Raw genomic sequence first — 15,469 nt, forward strand, 5'->3', positions numbered from 1 at the left:
CATTGTCGTACAGAAGAATGACGGTCAGCGCGCGCTCACACGTCGGGCGCCAGATCCAGCACCACCGGGGCGTGGTCCGAGGGGCGCTCCAGGCGGCGCGGTTCCTTGTCCACCACGCAACTACGGCAGGCCGCGCGCAGCGCGGGCGACACCAGCAGGTGGTCGATGCGCAGGCCGAAGTTGCGGCGGAAGGCCATCATCCGGTAGTCCCACCACGAGAAGGCGCGCTCGGGCTGCTCGAACAGGCGGAAGGCGTCGATCAGGCCGAGGTCCTGCAGCGCGCGGAAGGCGGCGCGCTCGGGCTCCGAGACATGGATCTCGTCCTTCCAGTCCGGGTGGGCGTCGCGGTCCTCAGGGGCGATGTTGAAGTCGCCGGCCAGCACCAGGCGTTCGTGCGTCTTCAGTTCCTCGCGCAGCCACTCGGTTAGTGCCGCGAGCCAGCGCAGCTTGTACTCGAACTTGTCCGAGCCCACCGCCTGGCCGTTGGGGAAGTAGCCGCACACCACCCGCACGCCATTGATGGTGGCTGCGATGATGCGCTTCTGCTCGTCCTCGAAGCCGGGGATGTTGCGCACCACGGTGGCTTCGTCGATCGGCTGCGGGCTCAGGATGGCGACGCCGTTGTAGGTCTTCTGGCCGATGAACACGGCGTGGTAGCCGGCGGCCTCGAACTCGGCGACCGGGAAGGCCTTGTCCTCGAGCTTCAGTTCCTGCAGGCAGAGCGCGTCGGGCTTGTTGGCCGCCAGCCAGTCGAGGACGTGGGGCAGGCGGACCTTGAGCGAGTTGACGTTCCAGGTGGCGATCTTCATGCCTGCGCCACCATGCCGCTGTGGCGCAGGAGCGCGTCGACCTTGGGCTCGCGGCCGCGGAAGGCCTTGAAGGAGTCGAGCGCCGGGCGGCTGCCGCCCACCGCCAGAATCTCGCGCCAGAAGCGCTCGCCGGTCTCCGGGTCGAGCAGGCTGCCGCGGCCGGCGCCGGCTTCCTCGAAGGCCGCGAAGGCGTCAGCCGACAGCACCTCGGCCCACTTGTAGCTGTAGTAGCCCGCCGCGTAGCCGCCGGCGAAGATGTGCGAGAAGCTGTGCGGGAAGCGGTGCCAGGCGGGCGGGATCATCACCGCGACTTCCTTGCGCACCTCGTTGAGCAGGCTCATGACGCGCTCGATCGGCACCGGGCCCGAGCTTGCATCAATCTCGCCGTGCAGGCGCAGGTCGAACATCGAGAACTCGAGCTGGCGCACGGTCTGCATGCCGCTCTGGAAGTTCTTGGCGGCGATCATCTTGTCGTACAGCGCGCGCGGCAGCGGCTCGCCGGTATCGACGTGCGCCGTCATGCCCTGCAGCACGTCCCACTCCCAGCAGAAGTTTTCCATGAACTGGCTGGGCAGCTCGACCGCGTCCCACTCCACGCCGTGGATACCGGACACCGCGAGCTCATCGACCTGGGTGAGCAGGTGGTGCAGGCCGTGGCCGCACTCGTGGAACAGCGTCAGCACGTCGTCGTGGGTGAAGGTGGCCGGCTTGCCACCCACCGGGCCGGGGAAGTTGCACACCAGGTAGGCGACCGGCGTGTCGCTGCCCCAGGTGTTGCGGTGGCGGCTGCGCGCCGAATCCATCCATGCACCGCCGCGCTTGGTGCTGCGCGCGTGCAGGTCGAGGTAGAAGTGGCCGACGAGCTCCCCTTCCTTCTCGATGCGGAAGAAGCGCACGTCGGGATCCCAGCTCGGCGCCTCGTCGGGGAGGATGTCGACGCGGTACAGCGCGCGGATCACGCCGAACAGGCCGTCGAGCACTTTGGGCTCGGGGAAGTACTGCTTCACCTCCTGGTCGGAGTAGGCGTAGCGCTGCTCGCGCAGCTTCTCGGAGGCGTAGGCCACGTCCCAGGGTTCTAGCGTGTCCAGCCCCAGCTCGGCCTTGGCGAAGGCCTTGAGCTCTTCCAGGTCCTTCTCGGCAAAGGGCTTGGCCCTGGCGGCTAGGTCGTGCAGGAAGCCAAGTACCTGTTCCGGCGTGTCGGCCATCTTCGGCACCAGCGATACTTCGGCGAAGTTGCGGTAGCCGAGCATGCGCGCCTCTTCATCGCGCAGCGCGAGAATGCGGCCGATCAGCGGGCCGTTGTCCAGTTCCGGGTTGCCGAGTTCGGACGCGCGGGTGGCGTAGGCGCGGTACATGCGCGCGCGCAGCTCGCGGTCGTCGGCGTACTGCAGCACCGGCAGGTAGGACGGCATCTGCAGCGTGAACTTCCAGCCTTCCTTGCCCTCGGCTTCGGCGGCGGCGCGGGCGGCCTGGCGCGCATCCTCCGGGATGCCGGCAAGGCCGGCTCCGTCGCTGATCCACTCGGCGTGGGCGTTGGTGGCGTCGAGCAGGTTCTCGGAGAACTTGGCGGCGAGCTGGGACTGCTCTTCCTGGATTTCCTGGAAACGCGGCTTCTGCGCGTCGGGCAGCTCGGCGCCGGAGAGGCGGAAGTCGCGCAGCGCGTGCTCGAGGATGCGCTGGCGCACCGGTGACAGGGTGGCGAATTCGGCACTGTCGTGCAGCGCCTTGTATTTCTGGAACAGCGCCAGGTTCTGCCCGACCTCGGCGAAGAAGCGCGAGATCTCGGGCAGCATTGCGTTGTAGGCCTCGCGCCACGCGGGCACGTCGAACACGCTGTGCAGGTGGCCGACCACGCCCCAGGCGCGGCCGAGGCGCTCGCCGGCCTCGTCCATCGGGCTCACGAAGTCGTCCCACGTCGGGGTGGCCGGGTCGGCGGTGAGGCGCTCGATGAGCGCGCGGTTCTCGTCGATCAGGCCGCGGATCGCGGGTTCGACGTGTTCCGGCTTGATGTCGGCAAAGCGCGGCATGCCCGAGAAGTCGAGCAGGGGATTGGTTGGGGTGGTGTTGGCGGAGGTCTTGGCGTGCATCTTCTACCTTGTCTGTTCGTTCCGGGTTGCCCGGACAAGTCGGCTATTCTGCCGCAAAAAAATGCGGCGGGCGCCGCGTTCGGCGCCCGCCGCCGGTTCGACTTGAATGGGTCAGCGGACCAGGTCGCGATACGCATGCCAGGTGGCATGGCCCACCAGCGGCAGCAGGATCACCATGCCGATCATCATGCTCGCGAAGCCGACGCCGATCAGGGCGACGATCATCACCGCCCAGAGCAGCATGGTGTCGAAATTGACCTGTACGGCCCGCAGGCTGGTCATCGCCGCGGTGACGGTGTCGCTTTCGCGGTCCATCACCATCGGAATTGCGATCGCCGAAAGTGAGAACACGACGAGCGCGAGCACGGCACCGACGATGATGTAGGCCGCCATGAAGTAGAGGTTGGAGCCCGAGCCCAGAATGCCGCTGACGAAGTTCGTCACGTCACTGACTTCGCCCCGGTAGAAGAGGGCGAACATGATGGCCGAGAGCCGTTCCCAGGCGATGAGCGCGACGGCAAGGAAGGCGCCGAACATCGCCAGCCCGTCGGCGTTCCTGGCCAGTCCGCGGATCGATCCCACGAACGAGATCTTCTCGCCCTTCTCGTAGCGGCGTGAAATCTCGTAGAGGCCGGCGGCTGCGATCGGTCCGATCAGCATGAAGCCCGAAATGGCGGCCATGAACAGATAAGGCTTGTTCGCCGCGTAGGACAGGATCACATAACCGATCGCGGCCAGGATCACGCCATAGGAAAGGCTGGCCCCCAGGTTGTCGCGCATGTCGCTCCACCCCATGCGCAACCACTGCATCGGCCGATCGGTGCCGATCGACCGGATGTGAGGCAGCTTGAAATGCTGGTCCAGCGAGTCGTAGGGTTTGTCCATGTTCTTCTCCACATCTCTGTTGTTTTGGGTGAGCCGTGCCCCGGGCGTGCGCAGGTGGCGGGCATGAATGCCCACGTCAGTCACCGGGTCTTCACTTTTTTAGAATAGGACATGTGCGAAGAGTTCGCGAATGCGAGTTATTCCTTGTTCACATAGGCTGATGCTATGCAGCATACGTTGGTTTGGCCTCACGCCGCGCGGGTGGATCGATCAGGCACGCAGTGGAAATCGGAACGCGGAACCAAAAAAGGCGCCCTCTGGACGCCCCTTCCCCTGATCACGCGTGGTCCGCGTACGCAGTTCAGGCCAGCTTCTGGCCGGTCAGGCGCTCGTAGGCCTCGCGGTACTTGCCTGCGGTGTGCTCGATCACGTCAGCCGGCAGTTTCGGGCCGGGCGCGGTCTTGTTCCAGTCCAGCGTTTCCAGGTAGTCGCGCACGTACTGCTTGTCGAAGGACGGCGGGCTGATGCCCTCGCGGTAGCTGTCGGCCGGCCAGAAGCGCGAGGAGTCGGGGGTCAGCGCCTCGTCGATCAGATGCAGCGTGCCGGCGGCGTCGATGCCGAACTCGAACTTGGTGTCGGCGATGATGATGCCGCGGCTGGCGGCGAACTCGGCCGCCTCGGAATACAGCGCGATCGCCGCCGTGCGTGCTTCCTCGGCGAGTTGGGCGCCGGTCTTGCCGGTGCCGGCGAGCGCGTCCTTCAGCATCGCCTCGCAGCGCGCCTGCGCCTGCGCGAAGGAGATGTTCTCGTCGTGCTCGCCCATGTCGGCCTTGGACGAGGGCGTGAAGATCGGCGCCGGCAGCTTCGCCGCCTGCTGCAGGCCCGCCGGCAGCGCGATGCCGCAGATCGCGCCGGTGGCCTGGTAGTCCTTCCAGCCCGAACCGATCACGTAGCCGCGCACCACCGCCTCGATCGGCAGCGGCTTCAGGCGCTTGACCACCAGCGCGCGCCCGCGCACCTGTTCACGCTCGTCGGCGGCCACCACGGTCTCGGGGTCGATGCCGGTGAGCTGGTTGGGCAGGATGTGAGCGAGCTTGTCGAACCAGAAGTTCGCCAGCGCCACCAGCACGCGACCCTTGTCGGGAATCGGGTCGGGCAGGATCACGTCGAAAGCCGACAGGCGATCGCTGGTCACGATCAGCAGCTTTTCGTCGTCGACGGCGTAGATGTCGCGCACCTTGCCGCGGCCGAGCAGCGGCAGGCTCTTGATGGAAGTCTCGAAAATGGGCGTCGCCACGGTGGGGCCTCGGGTTGCTGGCAAAGCCGGGATTATAGGGGAGGTGAAGGTGCCCGGCGGTGCTACATCCAAACGCGGAAGGGAAGCCCTTGGGGCCAGGTCTTTCGTTTGCTCGCGAGTTGCCGGGAAACTCGTTGGTGCGCTCAAGTTGTTAGCGATGATCCTTGCCAAGTTGTCACGGTGGATCTCGGCCCAAGGAAGCCTGCGCGCCAGCATTGACGAGGCGTACGCTATGTCGTACGTTCATCGTCTCGACGGAGACCAGCCATGACCACACTTACCGCCTCCGAAGCACGGGCCAACCTCTACCGCCTCATCGATCAAACCGCGGAGTCCCATCAGCCGATCCACATCGCGGGCAAGCGCACGAGCGCCGTCTTGCTGTCCGCGGAGGATTGGCAGGCCATACAGGAAACCCTTTACCTGCTTTCGATTCCGGGGATGCGCGAGTCCATCAAGGAGGGTATGGCCGAGCCGCTTGGCGAGAGTGCCGGGGAGCTTGACTGGTGAGTTGGCAGCTCGGGTTCTCGAAGCACGCCCAGAAGGACGCGAAGAAGCTGGCCGCTGCGGGCCTGAAGTCGAAAGCTCAGGAATTGCTGGCGATCCTGGCAAACGACCCTTTCCAGAAGCCGCCGCCCTACGAGAAGCTCGTCGGTGATCTTGCCGGGCCTTACTCGCGGCGGATCAACATCCAGCACCGCCTGGTCTATGAGGTCTTCGCAGATGAGCGCGTGGTTCGCGTGCTCAGGATGTGGTCGCATTACGAGTAGGAGCGCGGGCTTCCTGTGCGCCGCCCTACGCCGCAAGCTCCGGAAACAGCACGTCCGTGAACCCGAACCTGCTGAAGTCCCGCACCCGCATCGGGTACAGCATGCCGTCGAGGTGGTCGCATTCGTGCTGCACCACGCGGGCGTGAAAGCCGTCGGCGATGCGGTCGATCGGTTCCCCATCGGGCGTGAAGCCCTGGTAGCGGATGCGGGTGTGGCGGGGCACGACGCCGCGCAGGCCGGGGACCGAGAGGCAACCTTCCCAGCCGTCCTCGGTTTTGTCGTCCAGCGGCGTGATCACCGGGTTGATGAGGACGGTCATCGGCACGGGCGGCGCGTCCGGGTAGCGCTCGCTGTGCTCGAAACCGAAGATCACGACGCGCACGCCGACGCCGATCTGCGGGGCGGCGAGGCCGACGCCGCCTTCGGCCGCCATGGTGTCGAACATGTCGGCGATGAGCGCGGCGAGCTCGGGCGTGCCGAAGGCGGTGACCGGGGCGGCGGGCTGCAGCAGGCGCGCATCGCCCATGCGCAGGACGGTGCGGACGGTCATGGACGGGTGGGCCTCCGGTCGGGGCCTGGATGCGCGCGTTGAGGGTTCATGGCTGCAGGGTCATCCGCAAGAGGGCTTCAGGATCGGGGTCAGGCCGAGTGTGCCTCCCCATGTGCCTCCGGATGGGCCTCGAACAGCCCGGCCAGCACCGGCGACAACACGAAGTCGAATTCTGCCGCGAGTTCGGCGACCGGGTCATCCACCGCGACGAAGTCGGCGAGCAGCAGCGGGCGCAGTGCCTCGGGGACGCGCATGAAGAGGCCGTCGCGCTCGTTGAGCGGCTCGCCGGCGACGTAGATCTGGGTGACGAAGGGGCGGTCGGCTTCCTGGAACACCGCGGCATGGATGTGCGGCGTGCGCCCCGGGTAGGGCACCGGGCGGATGGTGCGGAAGCGATAGCGTCCCTCGGCGTCGGTGACGGTGTGGCCGAAGCCCTGGAAGTTCGGGTCCTCGTCGAGGCCGCCGCGGTCGCGCGGGTGGCGGTAGCGGCCGTTGGCGTCGCACTGCCAGATCTCCACACGCAGCCCGGCCAGCGGCCGGCCATTGATGTCGAGCACGCGGCCCGACAGGTCGGCGACCTGCCCGGCGGCGCGGCCGCTGCGACCCTCGACCTGGGTGAGGTCGTTGTCCTTGTGCAGCGGCGGCGTGACCGGATAGAAGGGGCCGAGCATCTGACTGGGCGTGAGCGCGCGTTGCGCGGCGGTGATCGGCGTGGCCAGCAGCAGGGCGCTGCTGCCGAGGACGAGCTGGCGACGCAGTCTGGCGTGGGGCGACATGGTGGCAGGTCCTGTGTTGTGCATGCTCTGCGGACCACCGCGGCGCGGTTCGGTTCCGCCTTTCGCGGCGGGTTCGGATGATCTACCTTTCGTTCAGGGCCCAGACGCGCGTTGTGTCGCTGTGGCTTCCCGCACCACGCACTGGGGCACGACCATGAAGAGAAGGGCGTTCATCACCGCAGCGACCGCCGCAGGCCTGGGCGTGGCTGGCGGCCTGGCCTATGTCTCGCACACGAGGCGTGTTGCGCACTATGAGGACGCGGTGCGCCGGATCTGGCGCCATGGCGAGCCCGCCGGCGACGACGCTGCAGCGCTGCGCGAGCTCGTGCGCTACGCCACGCTTGCGCCGTCCAGTCACAACACCCAGTGCTGGAAGTTCAGGCTGGGCGAGCGCCGGGTGTCGATCTTGCCCGACCATGGGCGCAGGTGTCCGGTGGTGGACCCGGACGATCACCACCTCTTCGTCAGCCTCGGCTGCGCCGCCGAAAACCTCATGCAGGCCGGGCTGGCAATGGGGCTTCGAGCCGAGCCTGAATTTGTCCCGGGTGCGGATGAGGCCCTGCACATCGCGCTCGAGCCTGCGGCCGCCGAACGCACCCCCTCGTTCGAGGCCATTCCGCGCCGCCAGTCGACCCGGACCGAGTTCGATGCCAGGCCGCTTGCGCTCGACGAGCTGAAGCGGCTCGAGGCGGCGGGCACCGGCAAGGGCGTCCGGGTGCTGCTGCTGACGGATTCGCGGGCCATGGAAGAAGTGCTCGGCTTCGTCGTCGAGGGCAACACCGCACAGATGCGCGACCCCGCATTCGTGCGCGAGCTCATGGACTGGATCCGGTTCAACGGCGGCGAGGCAGCCCGCTCGGGGGACGGGTTGTTCTCGGGCGCGTCCGGAAATCCGTCCCTCCCGGGCTGGTTGGGCCGGCTGATGTTCGATGCCGTCTTCTCGGAGCAGGCAGAGAACGACAAGTACGCGCGGCATGTCCGGAGCGCGGCCGGCATTGCCGTGTTCGTGTCCGAGGTGGACGACAAGGCACACTGGATCGAAGTCGGCCGTTGCTTCCAGCGCTTTGCGCTGCAGGCGACGGCGATGGGCGTGCGCACCGCACATCTGAATCAGCCGGTCGAGCTGGTGTCGCTGCGTCCCGCTTTCGCCCGCTTCCTCGGCATCACCGGCGGCCGGCCCGACCTCGTCATTCGCTTCGGCCGCGGACCCGAGATGCCGCGCTCGCTGCGGCGCCCGCTCGAGTCCGTGTTGCTGTGATCGAGCGCGCTCTGCCTCGCACGACGCCACTTGGCCGATGGCCGACCTGGACGCCGGGCCAGACCGATCGACATCTTGAGGAGCCGCGGCGTCAACCGTGCGCGTCGCCGCCTTCTTCCTTGCTCAACAGCTTGCGCATCCGCCGCAGCCCCATGAACACCAGCCCCGCGATCACCGGGATCGACAGCGCGGTAAGCACCTCCGGCGTGGCCGGGGCGATGAAGTCCTTGGCGCCCTTGGCGATGTAATTGACCAGTTGCGAGGCGTAGTAGGTGATCGCCACCACCGACAGCCCTTCCACCGTCTCCTGCAGGTGGAGCTGGATCTTGGCGCGGCGGTTCATCTGCGCGAGCAGTTCCTGGTTCTGGCGCTCGATCTCGATGTCGACGCGGGTGCGCAGCAGTTGCGAGTTGCGCGCGATGCGGCCGGAGATGTCGTCCTGGCGGCGGGCGATCGAGGTGCAGGTGTCGATCGCGGGGACCAGGCGGCGATCCATGAACTCGCCGATCGGCGAGAAGCCGGGCAGGCGCTGCTCGCGCAGGTCGTCGATGCGCTGGCGCACCAGGCGGTAGTAGGCGCCGGCGGCGCCGAAGCGGAAGGTGGTGCGCGCCACCGAGCGCTCGACCTCGGCGGCCAGCCGCGACAGGCGGACGAGCACGGCGCGGTCGTCCTCGGCGCTGCGCGACTGGCCCATGCCGTCCATCAGGTCGGCGAGTTCGTCCTCCGCGCGCGACACCAGCCGGCCGACGTCCTTGGCAACTGGGAAGGCGAGCAGCGCCATCACCCGGTAGGTCTCGATCTCGACCAGGCGCTGGGCGATGCGGCCGGCCTGGCGTGGCGTGAAGCCGTTGTCGAGCAGCAGGAAGTGCGAGAAGCCCTCATGCAGGTGGAAGTCGGTCATCACCCAGCCCGCGCCGTCGGAGACGCTGGAGGCCACCATCGCCTGGCCGTAGCGCGACTGCTGGTGCAGCACGGTCTCCAGCGGTACCTCGGTAACGCTGCGCAGCTCGATGTGGGTGGCGGCGATCAACTGGCCGGGGATCGCCTTGCGCCAGGCCGCGGGGACATGCAGCAGCGCGTATTCGTCCGGGCTGTCTTCGGGCTCGATGCGGCGGAAGAAGCAGTAGCTCGAGAATTCGTTGTGGCGCTCCCACTTGAGCCGGAAGCCCTCGGCCTCGAGCAGCACATGGCCCGTGTCGGTGATCGGTGCCGGCAGGCCGAGCTGTTCGGCGAGCTGAGCCAGGTGCGAGGACTCGCGGCTAGCGCTGCCCTCGTGGTGCAGGAAGGCGAGATAGGTGACGAACTCCGGCGTGTCGAGTGGAACCGGCGGGCGGGCATGGACCTCGTCGTTGAGGGTCTGGCGCAGGGGGTGCTGTTCGAACAGGGAGGACATGATGGCGGGCGGGTCGGCGCGCGGTTCAGCGCGTGGCGGGGCAGAAGTGCCGAGGGCCATTCTTGCCCACGGCTTCAGGCACTGACAAGCGTGAAATCATGAGGACTGGGGCGATCAGGCAAAAAAAGCCCGCTTCCGGAACGGAAGCGGGCTGAATGCCCGAGGGCAGGGAGTAAGGAGAGACGGTCGTGCGCGGCGGCAGCGGCGAGCGATGTCCGATGAAGGGCGTGCCGCGCTGGGCCTGCAGACGCGATGAGCGCGAAACGGGGCTCGGTGAGCCGCGATCCGTTGGCGATCAGCGCTGCCCGGCGGCGTAGCGACGCGCGAGCACGTCCAGCGCCAGCGGCTTGATGCGGCTGGCGTGCCCGGCGCAGCCGAAGGCCTCGAAGCGCGCGCGGCAGATGTCGCGCGCAGCATCGCGGGCGGCCTTGAAGAACTTGCGCGGGTCGAACTCCTTGCGGTCGGTAGCCATCAGCCGGCGCATCGCGCCGCTCATCGCCAGGCGCAGGTCGGTGTCGATGTTGACCTTGCGCACGCCGCTCCTGATGCCCTGCACGATGGCCTCGACCGGCACGCCGTAGGTCTCGCCGATCTCGCCGCCGTGCTCGCGGATGATGGCGAGCCACTCCTGCGGCACGCTGCTCGACCCATGCATCACCAGGTGGGTGTCGGGGATGCGCGCGTGGATCGCGGCGATGCGCTCGATTGCGAGGATGTCGCCGGTGGGCGGACGGGAGAACTTGTAGGCGCCGTGGCTGGTGCCGATCGCCACCGCCAGGGCATCGACGCCGGTGGCGGCGACGAAGTCGGCGGCCTCCGCGGGGTCGGTCAGCATCTGGCTGTGGTCGAGCGTGCCTTCGGCGCCGACGCCGTCTTCTTCCCCGGCCTGGCCGGTCTCGAGCGAGCCGAGGCAGCCGAGCTCGCCCTCCACCGACACGCCCACCGCGTGCGCCATCTCCACCACGCGGCGGGTGACGTCCACGTTGTATTCGTAGCTCGCCGGGGTCTTCATGTCCTCACGCAGCGAGCCGTCCATCATCACGCTGGTGAAGCCGCTGCGGATCGACTGCTGGCACACCGCCGGGCTGGCGCCGTGGTCCTGGTGCAGGCAGATCGGGATGTCGGGCCATTGCTCGACGGCGGCCTCGACCATCTTCTTCAGGAAGGCCTCGCCGGCGTAGCCGCGCGCACCGGCCGAAGCCTGCAGGATCACCGGGCTGGCGGTGGCCTCGGCGGCGAGCATGATCGCCTGGATCTGTTCCATGTTGTTGATGTTGAAGGCGGGCACGCCGTAGTCGTGCTCGGCGGCGTGGTCGAGCAACTGGCGCAGGGCGATCATGGCCATGAGGAGTCTCCGGGAAGATGGCTGGACGGTTTTGTGGGCGGATTCTTGTCGAGCGGGTTTTGGGGGAGCGGGCTTGCCCGCGAATGCTGTGGGCACCGTTCGCGGGCAAGCCCGCTCCCACGGCGACCCTGGTGCGGATGGTCAGGTGAGCTCGGGTTCGTGCTCGAACTGTGGTACCGGCTCGACGCGGCGGCTGGCCGGACGGGCGCGGGCGCGCAGCGCGGCGATGGCGGGCAACTCGCGGCCCTCGAGGAATTCCAGGAAGGCGCCGCCGCCGGTGGAGATGTAGTCGATGCGTTCGCCCACGCCGAAGCGCGCGATCGCGGCCAGCGTGTCGCCGCCGCCGGCGATGCTGTAGGCGGGGCTGTTGGCGATGGCCTCGGCGAGCGCGCGCGTGCCGGCGGCGAAGGCGTCCATCTCGAAGACGCCGACCGGGCCGTTCCACACGATGGTGCCGGCGCGCGCGAGCACGCTGGCGAGGGAGTCACGACTCTTGGGGCCGATGTCGAGGATCATCCAGCCCGGTGGCACGGCCTCGGCATCGCAGATGCGGGTGGCGGCATCTGCTGCGAAGCGGTCGGCGATCACCACGTCCTCGGGCAGCCAGACCACGCCGCCGCGCTCGGCCAGCCGGCGCTCGACCCGGCGCGCGGCCTCGAGCAGCTCGGGCTCGTGCAGCGAGCTGCCGACCTCGCAGCCGCGTGCGGCAAGGAAGGTGTTGGCGATGCCACCGCCGAGCACCAGCACATCGACCTTGTCGGCGAGGCTGTCGAGGATGGTGAGCTTGGTCGAGACCTTGGAGCCGGCGACGATGGCGGCGAGCGGGCGCGCGGGCTGGGCGAGTGCACGACCCAGCGCGTCGAGCTCGGCGGTCATCAGCGGCCCGGCGCAGGCCAGCGGCGCGGCGAGCGCCAGCGCGTGCAGCGTGCATTCCTTGCGGTGGGCGGTGCCGAAGGCGTCGTTCACATAGACGTCGATGAAGCGGGCGATGCGTGCGGCCAGCGCCGGGTCGTCGGCCTTCTCGCCGACGTTGCCGCGGCAGTTCTCGAGCAACACCACCTCGCCCGGCTGCACGCTGAACTGGCCGTTGATCCAGTCCCTGATCAGCGGCACCGGGCGGCCGAGCAGCGCGGACAGGGCCGCGGCGACCGGGGCGAGGGAGTCGGCCGTGGTGAGCGCGCCTTCGATGGGGCGGCCGAGGTGGGAGGTGATCATCACCGCCGCGCCGGCCTCCAGACAGTGACAGATCGCCGGCAGCGTGGCGCGGATGCGGGTGTCGTCCGAGAGCGTGCCGTCGGCATTGAAGGGCACGTTGAAGTCGGCTCGGATGAAGACTCGCGTGCCGGAGAGATCGAGCTCGGAGAGACGCAGGAAGTTCATGACAGGGCTCCGTTCGGGGTGGGGCGATGCGTTCATGGCGCGGGCGTGAGCAGGGCGCGGGCGCGCTCGACCACGGCTTCGGGGGTGAAGCCGAAGCGCTTCATCAAGGCCCCGGCGGGAGCGGATTCGCCAAAGCGGTCGATGCCGATGACCTCGCCCCCGGCGCCGCCATCGCTCGCGATATAGCGCCACCAGCCGTCGCTGCGCGCGGCTTCGACGACCAGGCGCGGCACGCCCGGCGACAGCACGCTGCGCCGCCATTCATCGGTCTGGCGGTCGAACAGCGTGGTGCAAGGCATGGACACCACACGCACGGCAAGGCCATCCGCTGCCAGCGCCTCGCGCGCGGCCATCGCCAGCGCGACCTCCGAGCCGGTGGCGATGATGATGAGCGCGGGTGTGTCCGCATCGGCGAGCACATAGCCGCCGCGCAGGATGGCCTGGACCTGCATCTCGTCTCTGGGTTGATGCGGCAGGTTCTGGCGCGACAGTGCGAGCAGGCTGGGACCATCGCGGCGCGTGACTGCGGCGTTCCAGGCAGCTTGCGTTTCCACCGCGTCGCAGGGCCGCCACACGTCCAGCCCCGGGATCAGGCGCAGGCTGGGGATGTGTTCGACCGGCTGGTGGGTGGGGCCGTCCTCGCCGAGGCCGATCGAGTCGTGCGTCATCACGTACACCACGCGCTGCTTCATCAGCGCGCTCATGCGGATGGCGTTGCGGGCGTAGTCGGAGAACACCAGAAAGGTGGCGCCGAAGGGGATGAAGCCGCCGTGCAGGGCGATGCCGTTCAAGGCCGCGGCCATGCCGAACTCGCGTACGCCCCAGTTGATGTGGCGCCCGGGCTCATCCGCGCGCACCGCGCCGCAGCCTGGCCAGTCGGTGAGGTTGGAGTGGGTGAGGTCGGCCGAGCCACCGAGCAGCTCGGGCAGCGCGCGCGCCAGGCGGCCGATGGCCTGCTGGCTGGCCTTGCGGGTGGCGACGGTTGCGGCTTCCTTGGCGACCCCGCGCAGGATGGCGTTGGACAGGATGTTGAAGCCCACCGGCAGCTTGCCCGCCATGCGGCGGGCGAACGCTTCCGCCTCGTCGGGAAACGCGGCGGCGTAGGCGTCGAAGCGCGCCTGCCAGTCGGCATGCCGGGACGCGCCGCGGGGGCGGGCGTCGAAGGCCTGGCGCACCTCGTCCGGGATCTCGAAGGGGCCGTGCGCCCAGCCGAGCGCGCTGCGGGTGGCGGCGCTCTCTTCGGCGCCGAGCGGCGCGCCGTGCACATCGGCCGTGCCGGCGCGGCCCGGGCTGCCATGGCCGATGTTGGTACGGCAGCAGATCAGGGTGGGGCCGATGTCGTTCTCGGTGTTGGCGAGCGCCTCGCGGATCGCGCGGTCGACGGCCTCGACGTCGTGGCCATTGACCGCCTCGACCACGTTCCAGCCATAGGCGCGAAAGCGTGCCGGGGTGTCGTCGGCGAACCAGCCTTCGACTTCGCCGTCGATCGAGATGCGGTTGTCGTCCCAGAAGCAGATGAGTTTCGACAGCCGCTGCACACCGGCGAAGCTCGCGGCCTCGTGGCTGATGCCTTCCATCAGGCAGCCGTCGCCGAGGAAGACCCAGGTGCGGTGATCGACGATGGCGTGGCCGGGGCGGTTGAACTCGGCGGCGAGCAGCTTCTCGGCGAGCGCCATGCCCACGGCGTTGGTGAGGCCCTGGCCGAGCGGGCCGGTGGTGGTCTCCACCCCGGGCGTGTGGCCGACTTCGGGGTGGCCGGGGGTGCGGCTGTCGAGCTGGCGGAAGCGCTTGAGCTCCTCCACCGGCAGGTCGTAGCCGCTGAGGTGGAGCAGGGCGTAGAGCAGCATCGAGCCGTGGCCGTTGGAGAGCACGAAGCGGTCACGGTCGGCCCAGGCGGGGTCCGCCGGATCGTGCTTCAGGTGCCGCGTCCACAAGGTGACGGCGATCTCGGCCATGCCCATCGGCATGCCGGGGTGGCCGGACCTGGCGGCTTCGACGGCGTCGATGGCGAGAAAGCGCAGCGCGTTGGCGCACAGGGTGTCGATCGGCGCCTGGGTGAGTCGCATGTTCATCGAGGTGTCTCCGGTGCGGTGGGCGTCACTGCGCCAGCGCCTTGCGGCGGCGGTCCATCAGGCGCCAGATGAAGGGGGTGAAAATCAGCTGCATCGCCAGTTCCATCTTTCCGCCCGGCACCACGATGGTGTTGGCGCGGCTCATGAAGCTGTCGTTGATCATGTTGAGCAGGTAGGGAAAGTCGATGCCCTTCGGGTTGGCGAAGCGGATCACCACCATCGACTCGTCTGCAGTGGGGATGGCGCGCGCGATGAAGGGGTTGGAGGTGTCCACCATCGGCACGCGCTGGAAGTTCACATGGGTGCGTGCGAACTGCGGGCAGATGTAATGCACGTAGTCGTGCATGCGACGCAGGATGGTGTCGGTGACGGCCTCGGTGGAGTAGCCGCGCATGCTCTTGTCGCGGTTCAGCTTCTGGATCCACTCCAGGTTGATCACCGGCACCACGCCGATCAGCAGATCGACGAAGCGCGCCACGTCGATGTTCTCGTGCTGCACGGCGCCGTGCAGGCCTTCGTAGAACATCAGGTCGGTGCCGGTCGGGACCTCCTCCCATGGGGTGAAGGTGCCGGGCTCCTGCTTGTACGGCTCGGCTTCTTCGACGCTGTGCAGGTATTTGCGCCGTTTGCCGGTCCCGGACTCGGCATAGCTGCGAAACAGGTTCTCGATTTCGCCGAACAGGTTGGCCTCGGGGCCGAAGTGGCTCAACTGGCAGTTGCCGTCGACGTCGCAGGCGGCGAGCTTTTCACGCATGGTCTTGCGGTCGTAGGCATGGAAGCTGTCGCCTTCGATGACCGCGGCGGTCACGCTCTCGCGGCGGAAGATCTCCTCGAAGGTGCGCTGCACGGTGCTGGTGCCGGCACCGGACGAGCCGGTGATGGCGACGATCGGATGGCGTTCGGACAT

14 protein-coding genes are annotated in these 15,469 nt (G+C 68.2%); 3 read left to right on the forward strand and 11 right to left on the reverse strand.

All coding sequences use genetic code 11. The features are described from left to right. Window positions 1-35: 35 nt before the first annotated feature. From xth to RBT54_RS07890, 4 genes are all read right to left on the reverse strand, one after another. Complete coding sequence (gene xth, locus RBT54_RS07875; protein ID WP_320365878.1) at window positions 36-809, reverse strand: exodeoxyribonuclease III; 774 nt, start codon at window positions 807-809, stop codon at window positions 36-38. Continuing rightward, window positions 806-2,896: a M3 family metallopeptidase gene (locus RBT54_RS07880; RefSeq protein ID WP_320365881.1), complete on the reverse strand. Its 2,091-nt coding sequence runs from the start codon at window positions 2,894-2,896 to the stop codon at window positions 806-808. Before RBT54_RS07880 ends, xth begins: the two co-directional genes overlap by 4 nt. Before the next feature lie 111 nt (window positions 2,897-3,007). Further along, the gene (locus RBT54_RS07885; protein WP_320365883.1) at window positions 3,008-3,781 is read right to left on the reverse strand and encodes a DUF2189 domain-containing protein; all 774 of its coding nucleotides are present in this window, start codon (window positions 3,779-3,781) and stop codon (window positions 3,008-3,010) included. A gap of 301 nt (window positions 3,782-4,082) precedes the next feature. After that, complete coding sequence (locus tag RBT54_RS07890; protein WP_320365884.1) at window positions 4,083-5,018, reverse strand: phosphoribosylaminoimidazolesuccinocarboxamide synthase; 936 nt, start codon at window positions 5,016-5,018, stop codon at window positions 4,083-4,085. 267 nt (window positions 5,019-5,285) lie between these two features. On the opposite strand from RBT54_RS07890, the gene RBT54_RS07895 reads away from it, so the two are divergent. After that, window positions 5,286-5,528 carry a type II toxin-antitoxin system Phd/YefM family antitoxin gene (locus tag RBT54_RS07895; RefSeq protein WP_320365886.1) on the forward strand — a complete coding sequence of 81 codons (243 nt, stop codon included), beginning with the start codon at window positions 5,286-5,288 and terminating at the stop codon, window positions 5,526-5,528. Then, window positions 5,525-5,788 (forward strand): Txe/YoeB family addiction module toxin, encoded by a 264-nt coding sequence (locus tag RBT54_RS07900; RefSeq protein ID WP_320365888.1) that lies wholly within the window; start codon window positions 5,525-5,527, stop codon window positions 5,786-5,788. Before RBT54_RS07895 ends, RBT54_RS07900 begins: the two co-directional genes overlap by 4 nt. A gap of 25 nt (window positions 5,789-5,813) precedes the next feature. Here RBT54_RS07900 and def read toward each other — a convergent pair whose 3' ends face one another. After that, window positions 5,814-6,338 carry a peptide deformylase gene (def, locus tag RBT54_RS07905; protein WP_320365890.1) on the reverse strand — a complete coding sequence of 175 codons (525 nt, stop codon included), beginning with the start codon at window positions 6,336-6,338 and terminating at the stop codon, window positions 5,814-5,816. Window positions 6,339-6,427: 89 nt separating this feature from the next. Beyond that, window positions 6,428-7,114: a protocatechuate 3,4-dioxygenase gene (locus tag RBT54_RS07910; RefSeq protein ID WP_320365892.1), complete on the reverse strand. Its 687-nt coding sequence runs from the start codon at window positions 7,112-7,114 to the stop codon at window positions 6,428-6,430. A 202-nt stretch (window positions 7,115-7,316) separates the two neighbouring features. On the opposite strand from RBT54_RS07910, the gene RBT54_RS07915 reads away from it, so the two are divergent. Further along, on the forward strand, window positions 7,317-8,372 hold the full coding sequence (locus RBT54_RS07915; RefSeq protein ID WP_320365894.1) for an Acg family FMN-binding oxidoreductase: 1,056 nt from the start codon (window positions 7,317-7,319) through the stop codon (window positions 8,370-8,372). Window positions 8,373-8,463: 91 nt separating this feature from the next. Here the strand turns inward: RBT54_RS07915 and RBT54_RS07920 are convergent, their stop codons facing one another. The 5 genes from RBT54_RS07920 to RBT54_RS07940 all read right to left on the reverse strand — a co-directional run bounded on the left by RBT54_RS07920 (window position 8,464) and on the right by RBT54_RS07940 (window position 15,469). Then, on the reverse strand, window positions 8,464-9,765 hold the full coding sequence (locus tag RBT54_RS07920) for a DUF3422 domain-containing protein (protein ID WP_320365895.1): 1,302 nt from the start codon (window positions 9,763-9,765) through the stop codon (window positions 8,464-8,466). 295 nt (window positions 9,766-10,060) lie between these two features. Beyond that, on the reverse strand, window positions 10,061-11,110 hold the full coding sequence (fba, locus tag RBT54_RS07925; RefSeq protein ID WP_320365896.1) for a class II fructose-bisphosphate aldolase: 1,050 nt from the start codon (window positions 11,108-11,110) through the stop codon (window positions 10,061-10,063). A gap of 141 nt (window positions 11,111-11,251) precedes the next feature. Next, entirely contained in the window at window positions 11,252-12,490 is a 1,239-nt protein-coding gene (locus RBT54_RS07930) for a phosphoglycerate kinase (protein ID WP_320365897.1), read from the reverse strand. Between the two features lie 32 nt (window positions 12,491-12,522). After that, the gene (gene tkt, locus RBT54_RS07935; protein WP_320365898.1) at window positions 12,523-14,562 is read right to left on the reverse strand and encodes a transketolase; all 2,040 of its coding nucleotides are present in this window, start codon (window positions 14,560-14,562) and stop codon (window positions 12,523-12,525) included. A gap of 25 nt (window positions 14,563-14,587) precedes the next feature. Continuing rightward, on the reverse strand, window positions 14,588-15,469 hold the full coding sequence (locus RBT54_RS07940; protein ID WP_320365899.1) for a phosphoribulokinase: 882 nt from the start codon (window positions 15,467-15,469) through the stop codon (window positions 14,588-14,590).

Origin of the sequence: Thauera sp. (genome assembly GCF_034003485.1) — a bacterium.
Classification (GTDB): domain Bacteria; phylum Pseudomonadota; class Gammaproteobacteria; order Burkholderiales; family Rhodocyclaceae; genus Thauera.